Raw genomic sequence first — 12,248 nt, 5'->3', positions numbered from 1 at the left:
GTGCCGGCTTAACGACCCGGTCGCCGGGTTTAGCGTGCGCCTCGCCGCCTGGGGCGGGTGGTTCGTGGAATTGTGGTTTACACCCCAATTGGCCACTCACGACCACCTGCACCGATCCGTACCAGTGCGGCCTCACTAGCGCGCGGCGAACTCCTCCAGCCTCCGCACAACCTCGGCGGGCGAAGGCATGGCGGCGATCTCGTGCCGCAGCTTGGCCGCGACCTCACGTACCCGCCGGTCGTCGAGGAGCGTCTTGGCCCGCTCCTCGACGGCGTCCGCGGTGATCTGGTCGCCGACCAGCGCTCGCCCGGCGTTCGCAGCCTCCAGCGATTCGGCGTTGACGAACTGGTCCGCGCCCTGCGGCAGCACCAGTTGCGGCACCCCGGCCGACAGCGACCCGAGTACGGTCCCGGTGCCGCCGTGATGCACCACGAGATCCGCCCGCGGCAGGACTTCGGCCTGCGGCACGAACCCCGTGACGTGGACGTTCGCGGGCACCTCGCCCAAGGCGGCCGGATCACCCGGGCCGCGCGCGACCAGGACGTCCACGGGCAGCCGGGAAAGGCCGTCGATGGCCGCGCGCAGCACGTCCATGGCACCGAAGGCGACCGTGCCCAGCGTCAGGTACACCAGCGGCCGGTCGCGGCCGTCGAGCCACGACGGGAGGGTGCCGGGTTCGTTCCAGGGCACCGGCCGCAGCCGGAAGAGCGTGGGGATGCCCGCCAGTTCCGGGTCGCGGAGGCTGTCCGGCCACAGGTCGATCCCGGCGTCGCCCAGCATCAGGTTCGCGGGGGTCGTGCCGTCCCACAGCGGCGCGAGCCGCTCGGCGGCGATCGCCATCAGTTCGGCGGGCATCGAGCGGCCGATGACGTGGGACAGCACCGGGATCCCGGCCCGGCGGGCGGCGGTGGCCGCGCCGATGTCGCTCATCTCGTAGACGACCAGATCCGGCCGCAGCCGCGCGAGCAGCGGGGTCAGGTCGGCGATCGTGGCCTGCGGCAGGATCTCGCCGAACATGGCGAGGACGACCTCGATCGGATTGTCCTCGCCGTGTCTCCGGGTCGCCTCGTCGCTGGCGGTTTGGATCGATTCGCCGACCTTGTAGGTGTCGAAACCGAGCGCGCGGACTTTGTCCACGAAGGCTTCACCGGTACCGAAGAGCACCTCGTGTCCCGCGTCCCTGGCGGCGATCGCGAGCGGCATCAGCGGGTACAGGTGGCCATAGGCCGGGCGGCACGAGAAGAGGATGCGCACGTGACCGAACCTACTGGTTTTCCCAGACCCGCGAGGGCAGTTCTTCGCGCACGATCGGGATGACTTCCGAGGCGAAGAGTTCCAGGACGTCACGCGCCTCGTCCGACGTCAGCCCGTCGACCGAGACCGCCTGCACCTCGTGCCCGAAGGACGCGTGGTAGTCCCCGATCTTGTCGATCACCTGTTCCGGGCTCCCGACCAGCGCGGAACCGTTGGCGATCTTGTCCTCCAACGTGGTGAACTCCGACTTGTTGTGCCGGTACGCCGGCGTCTTCATCAGCGCTTCGAAGTACGGCCGGTAACCGTCCAACGCCGCCTGTGACGTCTTGGCGACATACAGTCCACCCGCTCCCGAGCCGACGAGCGCGTCCGCCGGGTCGTGGCCGTGGTCGGCCCATCGCCGCCGGTAGTGGTCGATCAGATCGGCGTACTTCTTCTTGGGGTGGAAGCCGTTCGCGGTGAACAGCGGGTCACCGAACTTCGCCGCCAGTTCGGTCGACTCGGTGCTCGACGCGCTTCCGTGCCAGATCCTCGGCCGCGGGTGGAACGGACGCGGTTGCGTCGTGACATCCGTCAGCGGCGTACGGAACTCGCCGTCCCAGGTCACCCCTTCCTCCAGGAAGAGGCGGCGCAGCAAGGCGAACTTCTCGGCCTGGTACTCCCACTGCCGTTCTTCTTCGAGGCCGAACAGCGGGAAGTGCCGGGGATCGTTGCCCTTGCCGATCATCAGTTCCAGCCGTCCGCCGGAAAGCTGGTCCAGGGTCGCGTAGTCCTCGGCGACCCGGACCGGGTCCAGCACGCTGATCACGGTCAGCGTGGTCAGCAGCCGGACGCGTTCGGTGCGTTCGGCGATCGCGGCCAGGATCACCGGCGGCGCCGAGGAGAGGAACGGCTCGCCGTGGCGTTCACCGACGCCGTACGCGTCGAACCCCAGTTCCTCGGCGAACACCGCTTCGTCGACTACTCGGCGCAGCCGTTCGTGCTGCGTCGGCGTCACCCCGGTCACCGGGTCGGGATGGTTCGCGACGAGCGAGAAGAGCCCGAATTTCACCGTGCCTCCAACGGTTTCCGGCCGGGGATCGCGGCGAGCAGCTCCCGGGTGTAGTCCGCGCTCGGCCGGTACAGGACCTCTTGCGCCGGGCCGAGTTCGACGAGTTCGCCACCGCGCAGTACGCCGACGGTGTCCGCGACCTGGCGCACCACCGCGAGGTCGTGCGAGATGAACAGATAGGCCAACCCGAGTTCTTCCTGCAGGTCGACGAACAACCGCAGGATCTGCGCCTGTACCGAAACGTCCAGTGCGGAAACGGGTTCGTCGGCGACGATCAGCTCCGGGCGCAGGGCCAGCGCCCGCGCGATCGCCGCCCGCTGCCGTTGCCCGCCGGACAGCTCGGCGGGTTTGCGTTTCAGCACCGAGGACGGCAACGCGACCTGGTCGACGAGCTCCGCCGCTCGCGCCCGTCGCTCTGCCTTCGTGCCGACACCGAAAGCCCGCAGGGGTTCGGAGACGACGTCCTCGATGCTGAACTTCGGGTTCAGCGAGGCGTACGGGTTCTGGTACACCAGCTGGAACCGGCGTCGCAGCCGCCGCAGTTCCTCGCCGCGCAGCGTGGTGATGTCCCGGCCGTCGAACTCGACGGTGCCGTCGGTCGGGGTCTCCAGGCGCAGGAGCATCCGCGCCGTCGTCGACTTCCCCGAGCCGGATTCGCCGACCAGCGCGAGGGTTCGCCCGCGGGCGATGTCGAACGAGACGCCGTCGACGGCACGGACGGCTCCGAAGGTCTTTCCGAGACCGCGGACCGAGACGAGGATGTCGGACGACGGCGGCTTCGGTTCCCGCAGCGGCGTGTCGGAAAGGCTGGGCGCGGCGGCGAGCAGGTCGCGCGTGTACTTCTCCGACGGGGTGGACAGGATCTCGCCGGTGGTCCCCTCCTCGACGACGCTTCCCTGCGACAGCACGACGATCCGCGAGGCCCGATCCGAGGCGACGCCGAGGTCGTGCGTGATCAGCAAGATCGCGGTGCCGGCTTCCGCGGCGAGTTCTTCGAGATGGTCGAGGATCTGCCGTTGCACGGTGACGTCGAGTGCGCTGGTCGGCTCGTCGGCGATGATGAGTTTCGGCCGCCCGGCGAGCGCCGCGGCGATCAGTGCCCGCTGGCGAAGGCCGCCGGACAGCTCGTGCGGATACTGCCGCGCCCGCGCCTCCGGGTCGCTGATCCCCGCCTTGCGCAAGAGCTTCACCGCCTCCGCGCCGGCACCGCGCCGGTCCGCCAGGCCGTGGATCAGCAGGACTTCGGCGACCTGGTCGCCGATCCGGTGGACCGGGTTCAGCGAGACCGTCGGATCCTGTGGCACCAGTGCGATCTCACGTCCGCGCACGGAGCGCCAAGCGCGGTCGGACAGCTTGGTGAGATCCCGGCCGTCGAAGGTGATCTCGCCGCGTTCGATCCGGCCGCCGCGCGGGAGCAGGCCGATCGCCGCGTGCGCCGTCGTGCTCTTGCCGGAACCGGACTCGCCGACCACCGCGACAATCTGTCCTTTGTGGATGGACAACCCCACACCGTCCACCGCGGGCACGTTCTGGTAGGAAACCGCGAGGTCGCGGATGGTCAGCAGTTCGCTCATCGCATGTCTCCTTCGATCGCCCGTGACAGCCGGTTCGCGGACAGCACCACGGCCGCGACGGTCAAGCCGGGGAAGGTCGTCATCCACCAGGCGGTGGCGAGGAAGCCGCGGCCGCCCGCCACGAGCGAGCCCCACTCCGGCGTCGGCGGGGTGGCGCCGTAGCCGAGGAAGCTCAGCGCGGACACCTCCAGCACCGCGGTACCGAAGGTGAGCGTCGCCAGCGCGAGGACCGGACCGAGCGCGTTGGGCAGCACGTGGCGTCCGAGCACACCGGTCCAGCGCACACCACCCGCCCGCGCCGCCTCCACGAACACGCCACTGCGGACGCGCAGTACTTCGGCGCGCATCAGCCGGGCGAACTGCGCGAGGTTGGCGACGCCGACGGCGATCGCGACGTTGGTCGTGCCGAAGCCGAGCGCGGTGACCAACGCCAGCGAAAGCAGGATGGACGGGATCGCCAGCAGGACGTCGACCCCGCGCATGATCGCCGAATCGAGGGCGCCGCCCCGGAATCCGGCGAGCAGACCCAGCGCGGAACCGGCCGCCAGCGCCACGACGACGGCGATCACCGTCGCCTGCAACGAAAGCGCGGCGCCGTGCACCACCCGCGCGAAGATGTCGCGTCCGGTCTCGTCGGTGCCGAACAGATGCGTGAGCGAGGGGCCCTGCATCTTCTCGGCGGGGACGCCGGCGAGCGGGTCCTGACCGGTGAAGAGGCCCGGGACGAGCGCGGCGAGCAAGGCGAACGCGAGAACCGCGACCGCGACCACCAGGCCGGGTCGGCGGGTGCGCACGAGGACGTCAGGCATCGGCCTTCTCCCGGTGTTCGATCCGCGGGTCCAGCAGCGGATACACGAGGTCGACGAGCAGGTTGATCACGACGAACACCAGTGCCGCGAGCACGATCACCGCCTGCACCACCGGGATGTCCTGTGCGGTGACCGCCGACGACGTCACCCGCCCGAGGCCGTCGCGGGAGAACACCGTCTCGGTGATCACCGAACCGGCGATCAGGTTGCCCGCGACCACCCCGGCGATGGTCAGTGTCGGCACCGCCGCGTTGCGCAGTATGTGTCCGAAATGGACTCTCCACCGGCTGGCGCCTTTCGCCAGCGCGATCTCGGTGTAGGGCTCGGCGAGTTGCGTGCGGAGGCTCTTCGCCAGCACCTGCCCGATGATCGCGCCGGTCGGGATGGCGAGGGTGATCGCGGGCAGGATCAGCGACGCGAAACCGTTCGACCCCAGCGCCGGCACCAGCCTGAGCTGGAAGGAGAAGAACTGGATGAGCAGCAGCCCGACCCAGAAGGGCGGCAACGAGATCCCCAGTGGTGGCAGCGCGAGCAGGACGTTGCTCAGCCAGTGATGCCGGGTGTAGGTCCCGGCGATGGCGACGCCGCCGCCGAACAGGATCGCGAGCAGCAGCGCGAATCCGGTGACCGCGAGCGTCGGTGGCAACGCCGAGACGACCATGTCCGTGGCGTCGTCCCCGGTGGCGATCGAGCGGCCGAAGTCGCCCTGCAGCGCGGCGACCAGCCGTTTCCCGTACTGCACCGGCAAGGCGTCGTCGAGGCCGTATTCCGCCTTCGCCGCGGCGAGCTGTTCCGGCGTCACCGAAATCCCGGCCTCACCTCCGCCCAGTTTCGCGCTGATCGCGTCACCCGGCAGGAGGTAGAGGATCACGAAGGACACGGTGAACGCGGCCCACAGGACGAAGAACGCTTGCAGGATCCGACGGAGCAGGTACCTGGTCACGAGCCGGACACCCAGGCGTCGAACAGCTGCAGCCGGGACGACGCTTCGAAGCCGATGCCGTGCGCGTTCGGCCCGTGCGCCAGCACCTGGGTCAGCTCGAAGACCGGGGCCGAGTAGCCGCTTTCGATGATCGCGCGCTGTGCCTGCTCGGCCGCGGGCTTACGTTTCGCTGGGTCCACAGTGGACGACTGCGCGTCGAGCGGCGCGTCCAGCGGGTTGCCCGGCGCGAGCTTGCTGCGGTTGTTCGCCTTGGTGGAGAACAGGTTGCGCAGGATATCCGGATCAGCCCGCGTGGTGTTGTACCAGAGGTACTCGTAATCGCCGCTTTGCGTGATCTGCACGGTTTCGGCGGTGGTGTGCTGTTCGATGCGGAGATCGAAACCGATCTTGCGCAGCTGCTGCTGCACGAGTTCGAGCACGCTCTTGTTCTGGTTGAACACCAGGGAGAAGACCACCTTCGCGGTCAGTCGTTGACCGTTCTTCGTGCGGATCCCGTCGGGACCGGGAACCCAGCCCGCGCTCTCCAGCAACGACGTCGCACCGGCCGGGTCGTAGGCGAGCAGCGTGGAAAGGTCGGCGTGGAACGGTGTAGCGGAGCCGAGAATGCTCGTGGCGGGCTTGTAATTCGGCGTCAGCACGGTGTTCGTGACTTCGGCCCGGTTGATGCCCTTGACCACCGCCTGGCGGACCTTTTCGTCGGTGAGCACACCCTTGGTGACGTTGGCGTGCAGGTTGAACACGATGCCGGGATTCGGGCGGACGGGTTCGGTGAAGCCGTTGCCGGTGAACTGCGGTTCGTCGACCGGCTGGACGTCGGTGATGGCGTCGAGCTGCGCGGAGGCGAGGCTGCCGGTGCGGACGCCGGGCTCCGGCACGACCTGGTACGCGATCTTGTCGAGGTAGGCCTCACCCTGGTGCTTGAACAGCGACGAGCCCCAGGCGTAACCCTTGCGTTTGGTGACGACGATTTCCTGGTTCTGCTTCAGGCTTTCGAAGACGAACGGACCGGATCCGATCAGCCCGTCACCCTGGCAGCGCTGCTCGGCCGTCTTCTTGTACGCGGCGGGCGCGAGGATGCCGAGCGACATCGTCGAGCTGGCCTGCAGGAACTGCGCGCTGGGAACGGAGAACTCGACCTTCACCGTCTTCGGATCGACCACCGTCGTTCCTTTGTAGACGGCCAGATAGCCGGAGCCGAGCTGGGATTTCGGGCCGAGCGCCTTGACCCCGTCCAAGCTCGTCTTGACCGCGGCGGCGTCGACAGGGCTGCCGTCGGAGAAGGTCGCGCCGTCACGCAGGTGGAAGGTGAACGCGGTCGAATCCGCGTTGCTCTCCCATTTTTCGGCCAGCCACGGCTTGATCTCGCCGGTGGCCGGATCCTGATCGGTCAGCGAATCGACCAGCTGACGGCCGACGTTGAGCGAGGCGTTCGTGCCGACCTGTTGCGGGTCCACGCAGTCCGGGCTCGACGAGATCCCCAGCCGCAGCGTGCCGCCGGGTTTGGGCGGACCGGCGTCGGCGCCCGTCGTCCCACCGGCCGGGGAGCAGGCGGTGAGAACGAGGGCGGACAAGGCGAAAAGGGTTGTGGCGGCGGTACGGGACACCGGGTGGCCTCCAGCGGGGAACGGGAGCGCTTTTGCTTGCGCCTACCCGATTCACGCTAATCACGGCCTTGAGGCCCGCCCACATACTGAGTTCGCCTCCCAGTCCGCGAAACGTCCCACCTTTCCGCTTGACAGCCCCGAAAGTCCGTGAAGGCCTCCTTCCCTACTCTCAAGGTCAATGCCAGGAACTTGAGAGGCGGTTCCTGAGGCTCTCCAACCGTTCACAAGGGATCCGGCGAGGGTTGATGCGTCCGATTCCCACCCCTTGATCAACGGAGGATCGGGGACCGAGCGGGGAAGATTCCGGACGCTCAACGGCCGGAATCTTCCCCACCCGGACGGACGGCACTTACTGGAGTCAGGCCACCTCACCTGGGCGAACATGTCCGACACCGGAGGCCTTCACGGACCGACCAGGTTCAGCAGCGGTTGAGCATGTCCGTCAGCGCGGTCTTCTCGGCCGACTTGATGGTGAGCTTGTACTTGTACTTCACCGTGGTCCACATCTTCGCGTAGGTGCACCAGTAGCCGACGGTCGGCGGTTTCCAGGCATCCGGCGACTTGTCGCCCTTCTCCTGGTTGACGTTGTCGGTGACGGCGATCAGCTGCGGCGCGCTGAGGTCGTTCGCGAACGCCTGGCGCTGGGAGGTGGTCCACGACGACGCCCCGGTGCGCCAGGCGGCGGCGAGCGGCACGACGTGGTCGATGTCCACATCGGACGCCGCAGTCCAGGTCGCCCCGTCGTACGGGCTGAACCAGCTGCCGGAGACGGCGGCGCAACTACTGTCCTGCTGCACGTTCGTGCCATCCCGCTTGAGCACGACCTCGCGGGTGTTGCAGCTGTTGCCCTGGTCGGACCAATGCGGGAACTTGTCGCGGCTGTACCCGGTCGACGAGCCGTCCGGCTGGACGGTCAGCGCGGCGAGCTGTGTCTTGGCGGTGTCGGCGGTCGGGATGCCCGGCGGGGTCGCTTCGGCGACGCCGACGACGCCCGCCGAGACGATCGCCGAGACGGCGAGAACGGTGAAGGAGCGACGAACAGCAAGCGCAGTTGGCATATTGCTGCCTCCGTGTCAGGTTTGGGGACCTGGTCACCTTGAGGGACGGAAATGGCCCACGCAACACCGTCGAGTGACACCCTGCTGGACATTTGTGAACGTCGAGTGACCAACACGCTGCGTTTCGTCCTTCAACCGCGGTCCTTGCGCGTGCAACTACCGCATTGAGAGGACGAAACGCGCAGGTCGGGGCCTCGCGCGGCATCGGGTGGCCAGAGCGGGGAGAGCCGGGACGCCGCGTGAAGGAGTTTCGGAAAGTCCAGCGGAAGGTTCTGGGCCGATCGGGGGAACGGGCTACATCAGCCCGCGGACCAGCCGGAGATCCTCGGTGTGCCGGTACCAGGTCCACCGGCTCATCGCGCGCGGGTGGACGACGCCGTCGCTGCTCGGCCGGGTCGGGATGCAGCCGAGCTGGAACGCCCGCGCGTACTGCGTCGAGGGCCGTTTGAAGAGCGTCCCCTTGGTCACCCGGACCATCAGCCCCGGCCCACTCGCGTCCGGCTCGACCTCGATCGAACGTGCCGGGCCGCGCAGCACGGTGTGCTCGTCGCAGTAGGCCACCCCGCGCACCATGCCGACCACGCCGCGGCCGACGAGCACGCCGCCGGTGTCGTCCCGGATCAGCGGTACCGGGTCGACCTCGCCGCGCATCGCGAGCCCGAGGGCGCGCAGTGGCTGCGTCGGCAGGCTCCAGATACGGGCGACGTCGGAGTCCGGCGACGACGGCACGAAGCCGAGCGACACGCCGGAGAGCTGTTCCTTTCGTAACAGTCGAAGCGCGACCGCCGCGAGATCGGCGTCGGTCCCCGCGACCACGAGATGATCGTGTTCGCCCAGCAAGGGGTCGATATCCGCCTTGCCGGGACGGCTCGGGACGCGCACCATTTCGACGTCGTCGATCTCCGGCAGTGTGGGCTCGCCCTCCGGACAGACCACCACTATTCCGCGCACCCGAAGGCCCTCCGTTACGCTCATGCACCGGCATTTACCAGCGCCAAACCACAAGTCGCCGAACACCTGGAGTGTCACATGCCGGCCATCGTGCTGATCGGGGCCCAATGGGGGGACGAGGGCAAGGGCAAGGCCACCGACCTGCTCGGCGACCGCGTCCAGTGGATCGTGCGTTACCAAGGCGGTAACAACGCGGGCCACACCGTAGTCCTTCCCGACGGGCAGAACTTCGCGCTTCACCTCATCCCGTCCGGGATCCTCACCCCGGGCGTCACCAACGTCATCGGCAACGGCGTCGTCATCGACCCCGCCGTGCTGCTCGACGAGCTCGCCGGGCTGGAGGAGCGCGACGTCGACACCAGCAAGCTGCTCATCTCCGCCGACGCGCACTTGATCATGCCGTACCACGTCGCCATCGATAAGGTCACCGAGCGTTACCTCGGCAGCCGCAAGATCGGCACCACCGGCCGCGGTATCGGCCCCTGCTACCAGGACAAGATCGCCCGCGTCGGCGTCCGCGTCCAGGACCTGCTCGACGAGAAGATCTTCCGGCAGAAGGTCGAATCGGCACTGGAGTTCAAGAACCAGGTGCTGGTCAAGGTCTACAACCGCAAGGCGCTCGACGCCGACCAGGTCGCCGACGAGGTGCTGGCCGCCGGCGAGAAGTTCGCGCACCGCATCGCCGATACGCGCCTGCAGCTCAACCAGGCCCTCGAACGCGGCGAGACCGTGCTGCTCGAAGGCTCGCAGGGCACGCTGCTCGACGTCGACCACGGCACCTACCCGTTTGTGACGTCGTCGAACCCGACGTCCGGCGGCGCGAGCGCGGGTTCGGGCATCGGCCCCGGCAAGATCACCACCGTGCTGGGCATCCTCAAGGCCTACACCACGCGTGTCGGCTCCGGCCCGTTCCCGACCGAGCTGGACGACGAGTCCGGCGAGTACCTGCGCAAGCAGGGCGGCGAGTTCGGTGTCACCACCGGCCGCTCGCGGCGCACCGGCTGGTTCGACGCGGTCATCGCGCGCTACGCGGTGCGGGTCAACGGCATCACCGATTACTTCCTCACCAAGCTGGACGTGCTGTCCGGGCTGGAGAAGGTGCCGGTGTGCGTCGGCTACGAGGTCGACGGCTTCCGTACCTACGACATGCCGATGACGCAGACCGACGTGCACCACGCGCTGCCGATCTACGAAGAGCTGCCGGGCTGGTTCGAGGACATCTCGGGCTGCCGCACCTTCGAGGAGCTGCCCGCGAACGCGCGGGCCTACGTCGAACGCCTCGAAGAGCTTTCGGGCGCGCGGATCTCGGCGATCGGCGTCGGTCCGGGCCGGGAGCAGACGATCGTGCGACACCAGTTCGTCTGACGCACCTCACGCGTGCCATGAAAGGTCCTTTCCTTGCAAAATTTGCAAGGAAAGGACCTTTCATTGCGTCTCAGGCGAGCGAAGTCTTCACCGGAGTGGGGTTCCGGAACAGGTCCAGCACCGGGCAGTGCTCGTCCACCTGACGCTTCAGGTCCTCGTAGACCTCCGCCCCCGCGGGGCCGCTCAGCTCGACAGAGACCCGTACATCGCCGAAGCCGGGCCGGGTCGACTCCGAGAACCCGAAGAACCCGTGCAGGTCGATGTCGCCGTCCACGGTCACCTTGACCCCTTCGAGCGGCACCCCGAGCTTCGCCGCCCAGAACTGGTACGTGATCACCTGGCACGAACCAAGCGCGGCGAGCGCGTATTCGACCGGGTTGGCCGAGGTGTCGGTGCCGCCCAGCGCGGCGGGTTCGTCGACGGTGAGCGAGTGGTCGCGCACGCGGACGTCCACCTGCGTCGCGGTTCCGGGTTTCAACGCGTTGGCGACGCTGAACGAAACGGCGGCGTTGCGCGGGTCGGCGTCGACGGCGGTTTTGGTTCCTTCGATGACATCGGTCAGCGACATCGGGTCACTCCAGGATCGAGGGTGTCGGACGCCGCCCAGAGTGGGCCACCCCGCGAAACCGCGCGCGTGATCTCAGCTGGTGAACGGCGAAATATCCTTTCGACAGCCCGGTTAGCGTTGAACATGACCATTGGAGTTGCTCTCCCGTCCGGGGATACCGCGAACGCGGTCAACATCGTCGACGAACTCGTCACGCAGACCGGTCAAGCCGCGGACGCGGGCCTGACGTCAGTCTGGTTCTCCCAGCAGATGGAGCACGACGCGATCACCGTCGCGGCTCTCGCGGGCCGCGCCGTCCCGGGAATCACCGTCGGGACCGGCGTCGTCCCGATCTATCCGCGGCATCCCTTGCTGATCACCGGTCTCGCGCAGACGGCGCAGGCCGCCACGGGGGGACGGTTCGTCCTCGGCCTCGGAACCGGCGCGAAGAACTGGCTCGAACCGGCGTACGGCATCGAGTACCCGTCGCCGATCAAGCACCTTCGCGAGTACCTCACGATCCTCCGACAGGTGCTCGACGGCGGCGAAATCGACTTCGAGGGCGAGACGGTCAGCGCGCACGCCAAGGGTTTCGGGGCTTCGGTGCGGGTCGCCGGATCCTCGGACATCCCGCTGATCATCGCCGCGATGGGACGGCAGGCGCTGCGCGTCACCGGTGAACTCGCCGACGGCACGATCCCGTACCTCGCCGGGCCGAAGGCGCTTTCCGGGCTGATCGTCCCGGAGATCACCAAGGCCGCCGCGGGCCGCCCGGCGCCGCGGATCATCGCGATGGTGCCGGTGGTGGTGACCGACGATCCCGACGCCGTCCGCGCCATCGTCGACCGGCAGTACGCGTTCTTCCGCGACATCCCCTCGTACCGCGCCGTCTTCGACGCACAGGGCGTGGATTCCGCGGGAGAGCTGGTGATCGCGGGGGACGAAGAGACCGTCGCCGCCGAGATCCGCCGCTACTTCGACGCCGGGGCGACCGAGGTCGTCGCGACCCAGGCGGGCACCCGGGGCCCGGAGGAGCGGCTCCGCACCTGGCGCGTTCTCGGAGACCTCGCCAAGGGCTGATGAATCCCAGGG

The 12,248-nt window shown here is 68.3% G+C and carries 11 protein-coding genes; 2 read left to right on the top strand and 9 right to left on the bottom strand.

Annotated features, from left to right (window positions below; translation table 11 throughout):
* Window positions 1-135 precede the first annotated feature (135 nt).
* The 8 genes from ACZ5ZX_RS00675 to ACZ5ZX_RS00640 all read right to left on the bottom strand — a co-directional run bounded on the left by ACZ5ZX_RS00675 (window position 136) and on the right by ACZ5ZX_RS00640 (window position 9,268).
* Window positions 136-1,254 carry a glycosyltransferase gene (locus ACZ5ZX_RS00675; RefSeq protein ID WP_465499995.1) on the bottom strand — a complete coding sequence of 373 codons (1,119 nt, stop codon included), beginning with the start codon at window positions 1,252-1,254 and terminating at the stop codon, window positions 136-138.
* A 10-nt stretch (window positions 1,255-1,264) separates the two neighbouring features.
* Window positions 1,265-2,305, bottom strand: a complete 1,041-nt coding sequence (locus ACZ5ZX_RS00670) for an LLM class flavin-dependent oxidoreductase (protein WP_465499994.1) — start codon at window positions 2,303-2,305, stop codon at window positions 1,265-1,267.
* Complete coding sequence (locus tag ACZ5ZX_RS00665) at window positions 2,302-3,879, bottom strand: dipeptide ABC transporter ATP-binding protein (RefSeq protein WP_465499993.1); 1,578 nt, start codon at window positions 3,877-3,879, stop codon at window positions 2,302-2,304. The genes ACZ5ZX_RS00670 and ACZ5ZX_RS00665 overlap by 4 nt, the downstream gene beginning before the upstream one ends.
* Window positions 3,876-4,688: an ABC transporter permease gene (locus ACZ5ZX_RS00660; protein ID WP_465499992.1), complete on the bottom strand. Its 813-nt coding sequence runs from the start codon at window positions 4,686-4,688 to the stop codon at window positions 3,876-3,878. The genes ACZ5ZX_RS00665 and ACZ5ZX_RS00660 overlap by 4 nt, the downstream gene beginning before the upstream one ends.
* Complete coding sequence (locus tag ACZ5ZX_RS00655; RefSeq protein WP_465499991.1) at window positions 4,681-5,631, bottom strand: ABC transporter permease; 951 nt, start codon at window positions 5,629-5,631, stop codon at window positions 4,681-4,683. The genes ACZ5ZX_RS00660 and ACZ5ZX_RS00655 overlap by 8 nt, the downstream gene beginning before the upstream one ends.
* Window positions 5,628-7,235 carry an ABC transporter substrate-binding protein gene (locus ACZ5ZX_RS00650; protein ID WP_465499990.1) on the bottom strand — a complete coding sequence of 536 codons (1,608 nt, stop codon included), beginning with the start codon at window positions 7,233-7,235 and terminating at the stop codon, window positions 5,628-5,630. The genes ACZ5ZX_RS00655 and ACZ5ZX_RS00650 overlap by 4 nt, the downstream gene beginning before the upstream one ends.
* 419 nt (window positions 7,236-7,654) lie before the next feature.
* Window positions 7,655-8,293 (bottom strand): GmrSD restriction endonuclease domain-containing protein, encoded by a 639-nt coding sequence (locus ACZ5ZX_RS00645; RefSeq protein WP_465499989.1) that lies wholly within the window; start codon window positions 8,291-8,293, stop codon window positions 7,655-7,657.
* A 294-nt stretch (window positions 8,294-8,587) separates the two neighbouring features.
* A complete protein-coding gene (locus ACZ5ZX_RS00640; protein WP_465499988.1) occupies window positions 8,588-9,268 on the bottom strand; it encodes a hypothetical protein in 681 nt (226 codons plus the stop codon).
* Window positions 9,269-9,322: 54 nt separating this feature from the next.
* Between ACZ5ZX_RS00640 and ACZ5ZX_RS00635 the strand changes: the two genes are divergently transcribed.
* Window positions 9,323-10,609: an adenylosuccinate synthase gene (locus ACZ5ZX_RS00635; protein WP_061981861.1), complete on the top strand. Its 1,287-nt coding sequence runs from the start codon at window positions 9,323-9,325 to the stop codon at window positions 10,607-10,609.
* Window positions 10,610-10,679: 70 nt separating this feature from the next.
* Here ACZ5ZX_RS00635 and ACZ5ZX_RS00630 read toward each other — a convergent pair whose 3' ends face one another.
* Window positions 10,680-11,177, bottom strand: a complete 498-nt coding sequence (locus ACZ5ZX_RS00630) for an OsmC family protein (RefSeq protein WP_465499987.1) — start codon at window positions 11,175-11,177, stop codon at window positions 10,680-10,682.
* A gap of 123 nt (window positions 11,178-11,300) precedes the next feature.
* Between ACZ5ZX_RS00630 and ACZ5ZX_RS00625 the strand changes: the two genes are divergently transcribed.
* The gene (locus tag ACZ5ZX_RS00625; RefSeq protein WP_465499986.1) at window positions 11,301-12,236 is read left to right on the top strand and encodes an LLM class F420-dependent oxidoreductase; all 936 of its coding nucleotides are present in this window, start codon (window positions 11,301-11,303) and stop codon (window positions 12,234-12,236) included.
* Window positions 12,237-12,248 lie beyond the last annotated feature (12 nt).

The organism is Amycolatopsis sp. NPDC033938, assembly GCF_055575975.1.
The sequence above is the reverse complement of the archived record's forward strand: the minus strand, read 5'-3'. Positions and strand labels throughout refer to the sequence as shown.